Source organism: Sphingobium sp. FW305-3-2-15-F-TSA7 (assembly GCF_058787155.1).
On sequence record NZ_JBYSZM010000001.1, the window covers coordinates 60,374 to 74,516 of the forward strand.

At 64.8% G+C, this 14,143-nt stretch carries 13 protein-coding genes; 6 read left to right on the forward strand and 7 right to left on the reverse strand.

What is annotated here, in order from left to right; all coding sequences use genetic code 11:
• Positions 1-69: 69 nt before the first annotated feature.
• Positions 70-960 (forward strand): prephenate dehydratase, encoded by an 891-nt coding sequence (locus AC3WN8_RS00270; RefSeq protein WP_492667354.1) that lies wholly within the window; start codon positions 70-72, stop codon positions 958-960.
• Positions 961-1,002: 42 nt separating this feature from the next.
• On the opposite strand, the gene AC3WN8_RS00275 is transcribed toward AC3WN8_RS00270, so the two are convergent.
• From AC3WN8_RS00275 to AC3WN8_RS00295, 5 genes are all read right to left on the reverse strand, one after another.
• Positions 1,003-1,848 carry a S1/P1 nuclease gene (locus AC3WN8_RS00275; RefSeq protein ID WP_492667355.1) on the reverse strand — a complete coding sequence of 282 codons (846 nt, stop codon included), beginning with the start codon at positions 1,846-1,848 and terminating at the stop codon, positions 1,003-1,005.
• A gap of 68 nt (positions 1,849-1,916) precedes the next feature.
• A complete protein-coding gene (locus AC3WN8_RS00280) occupies positions 1,917-2,552 on the reverse strand; it encodes a carbonic anhydrase (RefSeq protein ID WP_492667356.1) in 636 nt (211 codons plus the stop codon).
• The gene (locus AC3WN8_RS00285) at positions 2,549-4,120 is read right to left on the reverse strand and encodes a SulP family inorganic anion transporter (protein WP_492667357.1); all 1,572 of its coding nucleotides are present in this window, start codon (positions 4,118-4,120) and stop codon (positions 2,549-2,551) included. Before AC3WN8_RS00285 ends, AC3WN8_RS00280 begins: the two co-directional genes overlap by 4 nt.
• Positions 4,121-4,286: 166 nt before the next feature.
• Positions 4,287-5,663 carry an OprO/OprP family phosphate-selective porin gene (locus tag AC3WN8_RS00290; RefSeq protein WP_492667358.1) on the reverse strand — a complete coding sequence of 459 codons (1,377 nt, stop codon included), beginning with the start codon at positions 5,661-5,663 and terminating at the stop codon, positions 4,287-4,289.
• Between the two features lie 38 nt (positions 5,664-5,701).
• Complete coding sequence (locus tag AC3WN8_RS00295; RefSeq protein WP_492667359.1) at positions 5,702-6,334, reverse strand: hypothetical protein; 633 nt, start codon at positions 6,332-6,334, stop codon at positions 5,702-5,704.
• A gap of 256 nt (positions 6,335-6,590) precedes the next feature.
• Here AC3WN8_RS00295 and AC3WN8_RS00300 point away from each other — a divergent pair, with 256 nt between their 5' ends.
• Positions 6,591-7,301, forward strand: coding sequence for a response regulator transcription factor (locus AC3WN8_RS00300; protein WP_492667360.1), 711 nt, complete (start codon positions 6,591-6,593; stop codon positions 7,299-7,301).
• Positions 7,301-8,623 (forward strand): ATP-binding protein, encoded by a 1,323-nt coding sequence (locus tag AC3WN8_RS00305; protein WP_492667361.1) that lies wholly within the window; start codon positions 7,301-7,303, stop codon positions 8,621-8,623. The genes AC3WN8_RS00300 and AC3WN8_RS00305 overlap by 1 nt, the downstream gene beginning before the upstream one ends.
• 249 nt (positions 8,624-8,872) lie before the next feature.
• On the opposite strand, the gene AC3WN8_RS00310 is transcribed toward AC3WN8_RS00305, so the two are convergent.
• Entirely contained in the window at positions 8,873-10,057 is a 1,185-nt protein-coding gene (locus tag AC3WN8_RS00310; protein WP_492667362.1) for an aspartyl protease family protein, read from the reverse strand.
• A 278-nt stretch (positions 10,058-10,335) separates the two neighbouring features.
• Positions 10,336-11,520 (reverse strand): acyltransferase family protein, encoded by a 1,185-nt coding sequence (locus tag AC3WN8_RS00315; RefSeq protein ID WP_492667363.1) that lies wholly within the window; start codon positions 11,518-11,520, stop codon positions 10,336-10,338.
• A 44-nt stretch (positions 11,521-11,564) separates the two neighbouring features.
• On the opposite strand from AC3WN8_RS00315, the gene ispG reads away from it, so the two are divergent.
• Genes ispG through AC3WN8_RS00330 form a run of 3 tightly spaced genes read left to right on the forward strand, consistent with a single transcriptional unit; the run spans position 11,565 to position 14,055 of the window.
• A complete protein-coding gene (gene ispG / locus AC3WN8_RS00320) occupies positions 11,565-12,689 on the forward strand; it encodes a flavodoxin-dependent (E)-4-hydroxy-3-methylbut-2-enyl-diphosphate synthase (RefSeq protein ID WP_492667364.1) in 1,125 nt (374 codons plus the stop codon).
• A complete protein-coding gene (locus tag AC3WN8_RS00325; protein WP_492667365.1) occupies positions 12,686-13,165 on the forward strand; it encodes a GNAT family N-acetyltransferase in 480 nt (159 codons plus the stop codon). Before ispG ends, AC3WN8_RS00325 begins: the two co-directional genes overlap by 4 nt.
• Positions 13,162-14,055: a DMT family transporter gene (locus AC3WN8_RS00330; protein WP_492667366.1), complete on the forward strand. Its 894-nt coding sequence runs from the start codon at positions 13,162-13,164 to the stop codon at positions 14,053-14,055. Before AC3WN8_RS00325 ends, AC3WN8_RS00330 begins: the two co-directional genes overlap by 4 nt.
• Positions 14,056-14,143: the final 88 nt, after the last annotated feature.

The following is a 14,143-nucleotide window of genomic DNA, read 5'->3' on the forward strand; positions in this document are numbered from 1 at the left end:
AGCCAGTGTCGAGCATCGCAAGCGCGGCTTGTGCCGAATCCGCTTCGTGCGTAAGCGCCTCGGCCTATCATGGAAAAATATCCCGCACCCGCACGCCCGATCGTCAGCGCGATGCTCGAGGCCGCCGCCCGCGAACCGGCCCGCGCCGTCGCTTTTCAGGGCGCGCCGGGCGCCAATTCGCATATCGCGGTGGAGCAGGCATTTTCCGATGCGCTGGCGCTGCCCTGCTTCAGTTTCGAGGATGCGATCGATGCGGTGAAGGAGGGGCAGGCCGATCGCGCGCTGATTCCGATCGAGAATTCGCTGCACGGGCGCGTCGCCGACATGCATTTCCTGCTCCCCGAATCCGGGCTGGTGATCACCGGCGAGCATTTCCTGCCGATCCGCTACAGCCTGATGGGGCTCGGGCCGATCGAGGGGATCAGGGATGCGGTGAGCCATCCCCAGGCACTTGGCCAATGCCGCCGCTGGCTGCGCGCGCGCGGGATCACGCCGGTGCCCTATGCCGATACCGCCGGCGCCGCGGCGCTGGTCGTCGAAATGAACGACAAGGGGGTAGCCGCGCTGGCGCCGCCGCTCGCGGCCGGAATCTACGGACTGGAAACGCTGGCGGAGGGGCTTGCCGATTCGGAAGACAATGTCACCCGCTTCGTCGTGCTCGCGCGCGAAGCGCCGGCGACGCCACCCGAAGGCAAGCTGATGACCACTTTCATCTTCGAGGTGAAGAATGTTCCAGCCGCGCTCTACAAGGCGATGGGCGGTTTCGCGACCAACGGCGTCAACATGACCAAGCTGGAAAGCTATCAGCGCGGCGGCAGCTTCGCCGCGACCGAGTTCTTCACCGACATCGAAGGGTCACCCGACGATCCGGCGGTCAGGCGCGCGCTCGAGGAGCTGGCCTTCCACACCAAATGGGTCCGCGTGCTGGGCACTTATCCGCAGGCGCGGCCGCGGGGGTAAGTAAGCTGGGCGAGCAATGACGATGCGATCGTTGGGGCGCCGTTAGCCCAGGGCCTCGTCAAGCAGCCGCGCCAGCCTCAGCCCGCCGCGCTCTACCTGGAGGCGCAGCGGCTCGATCAGTTTCGCGATCGTCTCGTTCGACAGTTTTGCGCGCTCGGGCGGCTGGCCGGCACAGGGATCGCCGCCATAGGCGCTGGCATAGACGGTGTCGCGCGCGACCTGCCAGCTTTCGCGGCTCCAGTCCTCGGTCGAGCCGGCGCCCATCGTCGCGCGTTCCTCCGCCGAATAGCGGCGCACGAGCGGCGGCGGCGTCGAGATCGCGCGCTCGGCGAGCAGGCCATCCCAGATCGCATGGAGATTGAGCCGCTCGGTGACATAATCGCCATAGGCCGCGCGTGCGCGGTTGCCGCCCAGGTCGCTCTTGTCGCCGGCATGGAGCGGCATGTGGAGATCGCCGACGAAATGGACGAGGAAGGCGAGCGCCATGACCCGCTCACGCACCGGTACCGACTTGTCCTTGAGCAGCTTCAGATTGCGGTCGACCTGCGCGGAGACGCAATTGCCGTCCTTGCACGCGGCCTTCAGGTCGAAGGGCTTGCAGATATCGACATTCTGATAATGCCAGGAATAGGCGTAGGAGAAACGCAGGCCGAGCTCCTTGACGCAATCCGGCCAATAGCTTGCCAATTCGATCGTGCGGACCGGGCAGGTCGGCGTCTCCAGCAGGCGCCCCTGCCGCAGCAGCGCGTCGATCGCCGCGCGCGCCTTGGGCGTCACGTTGCGATAGGCGATCGCGCCGACCGTCTCATGGCCATATTCCCACCAGGCCTGGGCCGGGGCTGGAGCGAGCAGGAACAGCGCGGCGAAGAAGGCGAGGAGGCGAGTCATCGCCGACGCTGTACCAGCAGCGACGGGCGCGACGCCAGTGCCCTGACGCCGCGCCTATGCTTTCGGACTCAGGCCGCTTCGGCGGACTCCAGCTCGCGTCGGCCGGCAGTCTGCGCATCGATCTCCGCCAGCGTCCGGATCAATCCGTCGCGCAGATTATAGACCCAGCCATGCAGCTTGAGCGGCTGGCCCGTCGCGAAGGCATCCCGCACGGTCTCGGTGCGCGAAAGCCGCTCCAACTGGTCGACGACGTTGAGTTCGACCAGCCGATCGACCTTGTCTCCATGCGCATCGATGCACGCGATCTCACCCTGGTGGAGATCGCGGGTCGTACGCGGATTGGCGAGCCATTCGTGCACGGGGCCCTGCGTTCCGCCATTCAGCGCCGCAGCGATGCCGCCGCAGCCATAATGGCCGCAGACGATGATGTGGCTGACCCGGAGCACCGAGACCGCATATTGGATGACCGACATCAGGTTCAGGTCGTTCTCGTCGACCAGATTGGCGATGTTGCGGTGCATGAACATGCCGCCGGGCTGGGTCATCGTCATCTGTTCGGGGCTCACCCGGCTGTCCGAACAGCCGATCCAGAGGAAATCCGGGCTCTGGCCGGCAACCTGCCGGCTGAAGAATTCCGGATGTTCCTCGATCATCTCGGACGACCACGCCTTGTTGGCGAGAAGGAGCTGTTTGTACTGTCTCATGCGTATTGCACCCTGGTGAGCGGCGCGTTGATCAGCGGCGCGGTGTTCTCGGCGATATCGCCGCGGACGATCACCGAGATTTCGCGGAATCGTGCGCCCTTGATGAAGGCATTGATGATTTCGACATTGTCGAGATCGACATAGTTGGTCGACGACAGGTCGATCAGGACGTTGGCGCCGTCGGGCACGCGCCCCAATTCGCGCTGCAGCTCGTATTTGTGCATGAAATAGAGGTTGCGGCGCGCCCGGATCAGGCAATCCTTGCCGTCGCAGGCAAAGGTGATGGCGGGCCGCATGTTGCGGCCGAGCACGAAGACGAAGCCGACGGCCAGGCCGATGCCGATACCCATCAGCAGATCGGTGAACAGGATCGCCACCACCGTCACCACGAACGGAACGAACTGCGTCCAGCCCTGCTGGTAACGCTGGAAGAACAGCTTGGGCTTGGCCAGCTTGTAGCCGGTCGCGATCAGGATCGCGGCGAGCGCGGACAGCGGGATGAGGTTGAGCAATGTCGGGATCAGCAGCACGCTGAGCAGCAACCAGGTGCCGTGCATGATCGTCGATGCCTTGCTTTCGGCCTTGGCCTCGACATTCGCCGACGAGCGGACGATCACGGAGGTGACGGGGATGCCGCCGATCAGGCCGGAGATCAGGTTGCCGCCGCCCTGCGCGATCAGCTCGCGATTCTTGTCGGTGGTCCGGCGCTGGGGGTCGAGTTCGTCGACGGCCTTCACGCTGAGCAGCGATTCGAGGCTCGCGACGATCGCCAGCGTGATGGCGATCGTCCAGGTCGTCGGATTGCTGATCGCAGAGAAGTCCGGGAAGCTGAACAGCGAGAGGAACGCCGGCAGGTCTTCGGCGACCGGCACCTTCACGAGATGGGTGATATCGATCTTGAGCGTCGGCATCGTCATGCTGAGCAAGGCATTTCCGAGGATGCCGATCAGCACGACGACGAGCGGGCCGGGCAGGTAGCGCAGCGGTCCCTCGGTCGGCTTTGCGTCGTCCCACCAGAACAGGAAGACCAGGCTGATCGCCGCGATCAGGATGGCGCCCGGGTGGACGCTGCTCGTCAGCGAATGGACGATCGTGCTGAAGGTGTTGAGCCCGTCGGCCTGCATGAATTCGAAGCTGCCCTCATAGGTGCCGTCATAGCCGAAGGCGTGCGGCAGCTGCTTGAGGATCAGGATCAGGCCGATCGCGGCGAGCATGCCGGTGATCACCGAGGAGGGCACGAATTCGGCCAATACGCCCGATCGCGTCAGGCCCAGGATGATCTGGAGCAGGCCGGCGAGCACGACGGCAAGCAGGAACGCTTCGAAACTCGGCATGCGCTCGATCGCCGACAGGACGATGACGGTCAGGCCCGCGGCCGGGCCGCTGACCGAAAGCGGCGATTTCGAAAGTGCGCCGACGACGATGCCGCCGACGATGCCTGCGATGATTCCGGAGAATAGCGGAGCGCCCGATGCGAGTGCAACGCCAAGGCAGAGCGGCAGTGCGACAAGCGCAACGACGATAGATGCGGGTAGATCCGCTTTCCAGCGATCGAATATGGTCGGCATATTCAGAAATTACCTTTGCATAGTCGCGGTGGTGGATGAATTATATCGTCCGCTGCGATGCACAATAGTCCGCACTGCACGGCAACAAGATGTCATGAAGCGGACATATTCGCTTACAAATGCGACGGTGTGATCGTCATCATTTCGCAATAATCGGGTGGTTCGATCAAAAATCCAGCTCCATACGCATACCAGTGATGTCGCCAGTGTAATCGTCGAAAGTTGGGGTTCGATATCGGATACGGCCGTAATTCACGTTCAGGCGAAAATAGTTGATCGGCGTCCATATCAGGCCGAAAAGAAGTGCTTTCTGATTGCCGCCGTCGATCATATTGTCGATCAGATCGAGATAATCATATCTGATATTCAGCTGGACGGATCCAATTCCACCGTCGCCCAGGGAGGATTTTGGCGGGCTGCGGTCGAAGATGCCATTTTTATGCACTCGACTGTCGCCGCGCGTCAGGAAATAGCCGAGTTCGACATAGCCGCCGAAAAAAATGGGGTCCGGCTGGCCGACGCGCATCGCCTTGAGCCAATGCGCCTCTGCGGCGAAATGCCATCGATCCCGCACCGCGGCGATTTCACCGCCATAATGGAGCTCGTTCGTCACCGCGAGTGCTGGCGTGGCGAGGATCCTGGTGTTGTTGGCATGGAGATAGGGCCGCTGCCGATACCGCGTGGGTTGCTCGGCGGTCCGGTTGAGTGCGCGCCAATGCGCGGATGCGCCGAGATGGAGCAGGACGCTGCCGATCTTGCGCGCATGGACGATCCGCCCGTCGATGCCGAAGCCGTTATTCTCGTCACCGCCCGACGGCCCGTCACTGTCATTGGCAAGTGCTGCGGGATCGTCGGTGAAGATGCCGGCCTGTGCGAGCCAGCCGCCCTTCTGATAGCTTGCGGCCAATCCCAGCCGACGTTCGAAATTGAACGCATCGGTGAAGGCCGCGCGTTCCATGAACGAGCCGCTGGTGTCGCCGATCAGTTCGTCGAGCGATTGAAACTGGTTCTGGTTGCCGAGCGACAGGGTCAGTGGGCCGGTTTCATAGGTCACGAACGCATCGACGAGATCGACGCTGTTGTCGGACAGTTCGAGTTCGAGCTTGTAACCGATCCCGGCACCCAATTGCCCCTCGCCACCCAGCCTGATCCGGCGGAATTCGCTGGAGAAGCCGAAGGCGCGATCGCGGGAGCCCGGCGGCCGCGAAACATAGCCGGCGTCGACCTGCAGTCGGCCCTTCGCCTTGAAGCGTTGATCGCCGGATATGAATTGCGGGGAACCCCGCCATTGGATCGTGGTCGCGGGTGCCTGGGATTCACCGCTCGCCGCCGGCGAGGCCGATGCCGTCCGGGGCGGTTCGGGCGCGGTGGCTTCGCTTGCGCCCAGGCGGCGTTCGAGCATGTCCAGCCGCGCTTTCAACGACGCGACTTCGTCGCGCAGCGACTGCGCTTCGTCGGCGGAAAGCGATTGGGCCTTTGCGCCCGGCGCATGAAGGCCGAACAGCGAGGCCGTGGCCAGGGTCGCCAGCAATTGCTTTGTCACTGTCTGTCCGCGCAATCTGTGTCGGATGAAACGGCCGGTCAGTCGGCGCGGCCGGAGGTGCGCTGCGCCTGATAGTCGTCGACGGCCATCAGCAGCCCCGCCGCTTCGGCGGGCATGATCGTGCCGACGACGTCGCTGCCGGTCTCGTCCTTCAGCTTGAACCGCCAGCCATCCGCGTCACCGGCGCGATAGCGCTCCGCCACGTCGCGCAGCAACGCCGTGTCGATGGGGAAGGCCATGGTCTTGGTGAGGACGCATTCGCCGTTGGTTTCCGCGTTCGGGCACAGGTCGGCGCCGTGACGGGCGATGGCGAGCGGCATCCGTTCGATTCCGGCACCGGCCGCATAATGGACGGTGCCATAGCTGCGACGCGGTCCGAAATAGCGGATGTCCTGCCAGACTTCGTAGCGTGCGACGCCGGAGCGCTTGTCGATCACCGCGCGCAGATAGGCATCGCTGTCGATCGTGCCTTTCGCGGGCTTGCCCCGTCGATAGCCGCGCTCGGTGGAAATGATGGCGTCGAATTCCAGCGGATCGTCATCGGTCGATGCAGCCGCGCGAAAACTCTCGGGCGTCATGGCCGCCAGGCGCCGATCGGTCGCGGCCTGCGCGGCGACGCTTGCGGGCAGCAATATTGCGAGAAGGAGGAGGCGGCGGTGCGAGGCGTTCATCGTGACAATGCGATCCGTGGCTATGGCCAGTGCTGCGGCCGGTTTGAACCAGGGGGCGACCTAGTCCGCCGAAATTGCCCCTCCATGCCGTTGCGGTAAGAAAGTGTTGCTGCGTCTCGGCATGGTTTCCCGAGCGTGACAAAACATTTCCGCCCCGATGGGCGCCATGAGACGCGCGGTCCTGCGGTTGACCTTCCCCGGGTCGCTACCTAGTTCGCGCGGACATGATTTTTTCTTTGTATTCGTACCCCGCACCATGACCGCGCCATCGATCGTCATCGTCGAGGATGATCCGCCACTGCGGATGCTGACCGCCCGCGCGCTTCAGGAGCATGGCTATCAGGTCCGCCCGACATCGTCGGCCGCGGAGATGTGGGTCGCGTTCGAGGGTGGGCCGGTCGATCTCGTGCTGCTCGACATCATGTTGCCGGGCACCGACGGAATCGACCTATGCCGGCAGATCCGGCGCAAGAGCGAAGTGCCGATCATCTTCATCAGCGCCCGTGGCAGCGAGGCGGACCGGGTGATCGGCCTCGAACTCGGCGCGGACGACTATCTTGCCAAGCCGTTCGGCACGCGCGAACTGATCGCGCGTATCCGGGCCGTGCTTCGGCGGGTGGGGAGCGAGCGTCAGCCCGGCGATTTCCGGGAAAGCGAAGCGCATTTCGACGGTTGGTCGGTGAACTTCCCGCGCCGCGAACTGCGCTCGCCGAACGGGGCGGTGGTCGAGCTGACCGGCGCCGAATTCGATCTTCTCGGCAGTTTTCTGAGCCATCCCCAGCGCGTGATCGCGCGCGAGCGGCTGATCGAATTGTCGCGAACACGCCTCGGCGATTCGTCCGATCGCAGCATCGACGTGCTGGTCAGCCGATTGCGCCGCAAGCTGGCCACCGGCGTCGGGCCGGCGCCGATCACGACGGTGCGGGGAATCGGCTATATGTTCAATGCCGAGGTCAGCCGCGCCTGATGCGCCATTTCCGCGGCTCGCTCGATCTGGTCGGACGGATCTTCGCGATTCTGCTGATGGCCGTCACCATCGAATTCGCGGTGGGCATGATCGTCTATGAGCGCGCCAGCCATTTGTCGCTGAAGGAGGACGAAGCGCGCCGCCTGGCGGAGCATCTCGTCATATCGCGCAAGCTCGTCGTGGAGCGTTCCTGGCGGGAGCGCGAAGCGATGGCGGCGCAGCTCACCACCGATCGCTACGATGTGCACTGGTCGCCGACGCTGCCGCCGCCGCAGCGACTCGCGCCGCAGCTCGAACGGATGCGCGGGCAGATCCTGGCATGGGAGCCGTCGCTGGAGCGCACGGATCTGCGCATCCGGCTGATCTCGCTCGGCCGCCAGTCGATCGTCACCGGCGGTCTCCGCCTGTCCGACGGCAGCTGGCTGTATTTCAGCATGAAGGATGCCCCGGGCGGCTGGGCGCTGACTGCGGGGCGCGTGGGTCTTGCGCTGATTCCGGCGGTGGCGCTGCTGGTCGTCGGCGGCCTGCTCATCCGTCGTACGCTCACGCCGTTGCGACGCCTCGCAAGCGCCACCGAGCGGATCGGACTGGGCGAACAGATCGCGCTGGAGGAAGCCGGCACCGTCGAGGTGCGCCATCTCATCCGCGCATTCAACGAGATGCAGCGGCGCATCCAGCGCCTGATCGACGACCGGACCGAGACGCTTGCCGCGGTCGGCCACGATCTCAGGACCCCGATCGCGCGGCTTCAACTGCGCATCGACGGGATCGACGATGACGAGTTGCGCGATTCGATTGCCGGCGACGTGACGGAAATGGGCGCGATGGTGACGTCGCTGCTGGCCTATCTCGGCGGCGAGAAGGATCCGGAAGCCGTCATGCCCACCGATATCGCGGTGATGGCCGCGACGATCGTCGACGAGATGGTCGATCAGGGGCATCTGGCCGATTATACCGGCCCGGCCCATCTGGACATGGCGGTGCGGCCGACGGCGATGCGTCGCGCCCTGTCCAACCTTGTCGAAAATGCGCTGCACTATGGCAAGCGTGTCGAACTCTCGCTCCTGCAGGACGCGGATTCGGTGGTGATCCGGGTCGATGACGACGGCCCGGGCATTCCCGAGCATCTTATGCAGGAGGTGCTGAGGCCCTTTATCCGGCTCGATACGGCGCGGCGTCGCAACACGCGGGGGCTTGGGCTGGGGCTTGCGATCGTCGCGCGCGCCGTCGAACGCGAGCAGGGGGTGTTGCTGCTGGCCAATCGTGAGGGCGGGGGGCTTCGTGCCGAAATCCGCCTGCCGCAGGCCGGCCGATCCGATTGAGCGCCGTGCCGGGGTGGCACCGGCGCAGACGCATTTCCTTACAAACCGGACAAGGACCACCAATGATCGGGCTTTAGCGTGCCCGGCTCCGGCGCGACATGGCACCGCATTGCCGTTGCGAGAGGCCGTGCGCGCCGGACGCAGGAGGGAGATCCCACCCTCCGGATCCCGATCGCTTCCGGCCGGACGGTTCACGCACGGCCTTTCATGCCGAAGCGATCGGGGTCGAAGCGCCCCTCGGGGCCCTCTCTAATAATAATCCTCCAGCGTGATCGCATGGTCGCGGCCTTCGGTCGTCCGGAGCGTGATGACGGTGCCGGCGGGCCTGCGGCCGATCGGCGTCGTGCCCGGCGGATAGGCTTTGGGCAGGTCGACGCCGTCGATCGCGACGATCCGGTCGTTGACGCGAAGGCCGGCGCGTTCGGCTGGGCTCGCGCGGGCGACGTGCAATATGCGCAGATGGCCGCCCTCCCGATATGTGCTGAGGCCCGATCGATCGCGCGGGAAGGGCGTCCGCCCGGCGTCGCGGCGAGGGGTCAGGCGGATTTCGCCGCGCGCCGCGTCGATCTGCACGCGAAATCGGGCAAGCACCGGCAGTCCGATGACCCCGGCGACCTGCTGGTTCCAGCGCTCGGGCACCGCGACGGGAACATCCTTCATCGCGACACCCGCGAAATCGAGGGTGTCGAGCGTCGAGAGCAGGCTGAAATCCACCCCCTCCATGCCGACGGTCATGCCGGTCGATACCCGTTTCCCGTCGAGCAGTTTCGATTTCAGCGCATAGGCCGGTGACAGGTAGATCGACACGGCACTGCCGAGATCGAGCAGAAAGTCCGCCTCTCCCCGATCCTCCACGGTGGCGGCGACGGTATAGAGGCCCTGTTTCGTTCCCAGCTTCAGTGTCACCGTGTCGCGGCCTTGCGCGCCGCAACGATCGCTGCCGAAGCGGACGCGGTTTTCGCCGAAATCGATATCGACCACGCCATGCGCGAATATCTCGCGTCCAAGCACCAGGTCGATCGGGCGCGCCGCAGCCCTTGATACCTCGCCGAGATCGAGCACGCCCATCGCCAGCGGCAGCGTGACGTCGCCGATCCGAACGGGCGTCGCGGCGCTCATCTGGCCCGCCATGTTTCCTGTCAGGCCCTGGGCGACATAGCCCGGCTGCAGGGACAGGCCCAGCCGCTCGGCAGCGGCGCGATCGATCACGCTGCGCGTGGCGCCGCTGTCGACGACGGCCGAAAAATCGACCCCGGCGATCGTGACCGGCACACGGATATAGCGGTCGCGATCGATGTCGAAACCATGCCATGTGCCGGTTTCACATGCCGGCCCCGCCAGTGCCGGCGCCGCGGCGAACAGCAACGGCGCAGCCGCCATGCCAAGGCAGAAGCGCCGCATATGGCGGGCGATGGAACGGGACGGATGCTGCACGAGGGATCACCTTTTCTCCCTCGCTATTGCCGCCTGTCGTTTCGCGATCCGATCGTGATTGTAATGATTTGTTGCCTGGAGCCCGATCCAACTGGATCAACTCATCTTGTCATTCCCGCGAAAACGGGAATCCCGCTTCTTCTTCTTTCTGATGCTTCACGGAAAAGCTGGATTCCCGCTTTCGCGGGAATGACAATCTAGGCGCGCGACACAGGTGGATTAAATTCTAAGAGCCTGATCGCCATCGGCGGAAGCGCTACGCGTTTCCGCCGATGGCGTTACGATGCCTTGGGAACCCGCCCCAGTCCGATCAGCGGACGCAGCCAGGCCAGCCGGCCACCCAGCGTATAGAACAGGACGCAGCTCGCGGTCGTGCCGGTGACGATGATCGCCGCTTCGGCCAGGGGCGTGAGGGCGAGCGGGAGCAGCCACCAGGCGATCAGGACGATTGCGGTCTGGTGGATGATGTAGAAGGGGAAGATCGCGACGCTGAGCGTCGCGCGCCAGCGATGGTCGTGATTGAGCAAGGCGGTTGCGGCGTGCAGCATGACCAGCGCCATGCCCCACATCATGCAGGCCAGCGCCGCACGGTTCGCGGCCATCGTTCCGTGCGGCGGCGTCATCTTGCCCGGATAGGCGATCTCGACCGCCACGAGCACCACGAAGCTCGCAAGCGCGAGGATGAGCGCCGGGCGCCAGACCCGGCGGATCGCGGGCCAGAGCTTGGCCGTGCCGGCGAGACCGAAACCGAACAGGAAGGCCGGAAAATGGATGAGGTCGGTCAGCCAGTCGTCGAACAGGCCGTGCGATTCGCCGGTGGTGAATGTGATCGCGACGCGCACGGGGACGAAATAGACCAGCGGCACCCAGAGCAGGCGATATCCCGTGCCGAGCGATTCGAACATGCCGGCGATCCTGGCGCGGGTCTCCGCGCGCAACAGGATCAGGCCGGCGGTCAGGGCCATGGTGAAGAGCCACAGATAGAAAACGAACCAGAGATGTTCCCAGCCCGGCAGGGTGACATGGTCATATTGGCCGAAGATCAGCCAGTCGTTCGTCATGAAATGGCTGAAACTCCGGGTGTAGCCGTGGTTGAAGCGCAGATTGACCCAGCTTTGCGGCGGAATGATCACCGCCATCGCGAACAGCAGCGGGATGATCAGCCTTTTGGTCCGCTCGCGTGCGAACAGGCCGGTGGTCTTCAGTTTGCCGAGCAGCGCACGCGCGGCATAGCCCGAGACGATGAACAGCACCGTCAGCCGCCAGGGCGTGACGAACAGCATCGGATAGGCGAGCCACTGGATCGGCTGCGCCGTCTTCACGATCCAGTCCCCGGTCACGAAGACCATGCCGGCATGATAGAACATCAGCAGCAGGAACGCGCCGATTCGTAGCCAGTCCAGACCATAATGCCTGGGTACGGGAACGCTTGGCTGCACAGGAACTTCACTACCGGTCGTCATTCAAGCGCGCTATAGGGCATTGCCTCCTAACTGAAGAGTAAAACATGTCGGTCCGTCCCTGGCGCGATATCGCGCGCCGCCAATCCCGCCAGATCATGGTCGGCAATGTTCCCGTCGGCGGCGATGCGCCGGTCACCGTACAAACGATGACCAACACGCTGACCAGCGATGCGAAGGCGACGATCGACCAGATCCGCCGTTGCGAGGAGGCGGGCGTCGACATCATCCGTGTCTCCTGTCCCGACGTCGAGTCGACCGCGGCGCTTAAGGAGATCGTCCGTGCGGCGCGCGTGCCGATCGTCGCCGACATCCATTTCCACTATAAGCGCGCGTTGGAGGCGGCCGATGCCGGTGCTGCATGCCTGCGCATCAATCCGGGCAATATCGGCAGCGCCGATCGCGTGAACGAAGTGGTCAATGCCGCGCGCGCCAATGGCTGCGCGATCCGCATCGGCGTCAATGCCGGCAGCCTGGAGCGTGACCTGCTCGAGAAATATGGCGAGCCCTGCCCGGAGGCGCTGGTCGAAAGCGCGCTCGACCATATCAAGCTGCTCCAGGATCGCGACTTCCACGAATTCAAGGTGGCGGTGAAGGCGTCGGACGTTTTCCTCGCCGTCTCCGCCTATATGGGGCTTGCCGAAGCGGTGGATTGCCCGCTGCACCTGGGCATCACCGAGGCAGGCGGGCTGATCGGCGGCACCGTCAAGTCGGCGATCGGCATCGGCAATCTGCTCTGGGCCGGTATCGGCGACACGATCCGGGTCTCGCTATCGGCCGAGCCCGAGGAAGAAGTGCGCGTCGGCTACGAAATCCTGAAATCGCTCGGCATCCGCACGCGCGGCGTCCGTGTCGTCTCGTGTCCCAGCTGTGCACGCCAGGGCTTCGACGTGATCCGCACCGTCCAGGCGCTCGAGGAGCGGCTCAAGCATATCAACACGCCATTGTCGCTTTCGGTGCTCGGTTGCGTCGTCAACGGCCCCGGCGAAGCGCGCGAGACCGATATCGGCATCACCGGCGGTGGCAATGGCAAGCATATGGTCTATCTGTCCGGCGTTACCGACCATCACGTCCAGGACGCCGACATGATCGAACATATCGTCAGGCTGGTCGAGGCCAAGGCGGCCGAGATCGAAGCCGAAAGCATCGACACGCCGGTGGCCGCGGAATGACGCTCGCCATCCGCACCGCCCGCCCGGGCGACGAAGCCGAGATATTGCGCCTGGTCCAGGCGCTCGCGGATTACGAGCGCGAGCCCGACGCGGTGAAGGCGACGGTGGCGTCGCTGCGCGAGACGCTGTTCGGCGACGTGCCGCGCGTCTGGGCGCATCTGGCGGAGATCGACGGCAAGGTCGTCGGGCTGGCCTTGTGGTTCCTCACCTATTCGACCTGGACGGGCAAGCCGACGCTCTATCTGGAGGATCTGTTCGTCGAGGAGGTCGCGCGTGGATCGGGGGCCGGCCTCGCCCTGTTCAAGGCGCTGGCGACGGAAGCCAAGGCGCGCGATTGCGGCCGGATGGACTGGGCGGTGCTCGACTGGAACGACAACGCCAAGCGCTTCTACGGCCATATCGGCGGACGGCGCACGACCGGATGGGAAATCTGGCGGCTCGAAGGCGAGGCACTCGATCGGCTTGCCGGGGAATGAAGCCCGCGGGCGGTGCCGCCGCCTTTGCCGTCGCCATGCTCGGGATCGCGGTGTTCTCGGCGATGGACGCGCTCATGAAGGGGCTGTCGATCGAAATGGGCGCCTATAGCGCGATGCTGTGGCGCTCGATCTTCGGGCTGATCATCGGTGGGGTCGTATTCTTCGCCGGACGCCGCCGCTGGCCGGACCGGCCGGTGCTGATCCTGCATTTCTGGCGTGGGCTAACCGCCGGGCTGTCGGTGCTGCTGTTCTTCTGGGGGCTCGCCCGCATGCCGATCGCGCAGGGCGTGGCGCTGAGCTTCATCGCGCCGCTGATCGCCTTGTACCTCGCCGCGGTCATCCTCAAGGAACGCGTGGATCGGTCTGCGATCGCCGCGTCGGCGCTCGCATTTCTGGGCGTGCTGGTGATCCTGGTGGGGCAGGCGCGGGCGGATATGGGGCCGGAGGCGTTTCGCGGCGCGATCGCCGTCCTGATCGGCGCGGTGCTCTATGCCTTCAGCCTGATCATCGCGCGGCGCCAGTCGCAGGTCGCCGATCCCTTCGAAGTCGCCTTGTTCTTCAACATCGTCGCGCTCGGCATCTACGCGCCGGCGGCGCCGTGGTGGACGGTGCTGCCGGACGAGACGCAGGTGCCGCGCCTGATCGTCTGCGCGGTCTTCGCCTTCATTTCGATCATGCTGCTGTCCTGGGCCTATGCCCGGGCGGAGGCCAGCTACCTCCTGCCCGTCGAATATACCGCCTTCATCTGGGCGTCGCTGCTCGGCTGGTGGGTGTTCGGCGAAACCGTATCGGCGATGACCATCATCGGCGCGCTGATGATCGTGGCAGGGTGCCTGTGGGCGGCGCGGCGCAAGACGATCATACCGCCCGCGACCGAGGCGGCGCTATAGGCCCCGAGCGGACTTGTCCGCGATCATGGCCCATCACCGCAACGAGCGTTTCGCGATCCGATCTCGCGCGCTATGACATTCGCGAAGC

Excerpts from the sequence above, each read along its gene's own strand:
- AC3WN8_RS00270 (WP_492667354.1), top strand. The coding sequence starts at position 70 with ATGGAAAAATATCCCGCACCCGCACGCCCGATCGTCAGCGCGATGCTC.
- AC3WN8_RS00275 (WP_492667355.1), bottom strand. The coding sequence starts at position 1,848 with ATGACTCGCCTCCTCGCCTTCTTCGCCGCGCTGTTCCTGCTCGCTCCA.
- AC3WN8_RS00280 (WP_492667356.1), bottom strand. The coding sequence starts at position 2,552 with ATGAGACAGTACAAACAGCTCCTTCTCGCCAACAAGGCGTGGTCGTCC.
- AC3WN8_RS00285 (WP_492667357.1), bottom strand. The coding sequence starts at position 4,120 with ATGCCGACCATATTCGATCGCTGGAAAGCGGATCTACCCGCATCTATC.
- AC3WN8_RS00295 (WP_492667359.1), bottom strand. The coding sequence starts at position 6,334 with ATGAACGCCTCGCACCGCCGCCTCCTCCTTCTCGCAATATTGCTGCCC.
- AC3WN8_RS00300 (WP_492667360.1), top strand. The coding sequence starts at position 6,591 with ATGACCGCGCCATCGATCGTCATCGTCGAGGATGATCCGCCACTGCGG.
- AC3WN8_RS00305 (WP_492667361.1), top strand. The coding sequence starts at position 7,301 with ATGCGCCATTTCCGCGGCTCGCTCGATCTGGTCGGACGGATCTTCGCG.
- AC3WN8_RS00315 (WP_492667363.1), bottom strand. The coding sequence starts at position 11,520 with ATGACGACCGGTAGTGAAGTTCCTGTGCAGCCAAGCGTTCCCGTACCC.
- ispG (WP_492667364.1), top strand. The coding sequence starts at position 11,565 with ATGTCGGTCCGTCCCTGGCGCGATATCGCGCGCCGCCAATCCCGCCAG.
- AC3WN8_RS00325 (WP_492667365.1), top strand. The coding sequence starts at position 12,686 with ATGACGCTCGCCATCCGCACCGCCCGCCCGGGCGACGAAGCCGAGATA.
- AC3WN8_RS00330 (WP_492667366.1), top strand. The coding sequence starts at position 13,162 with ATGAAGCCCGCGGGCGGTGCCGCCGCCTTTGCCGTCGCCATGCTCGGG.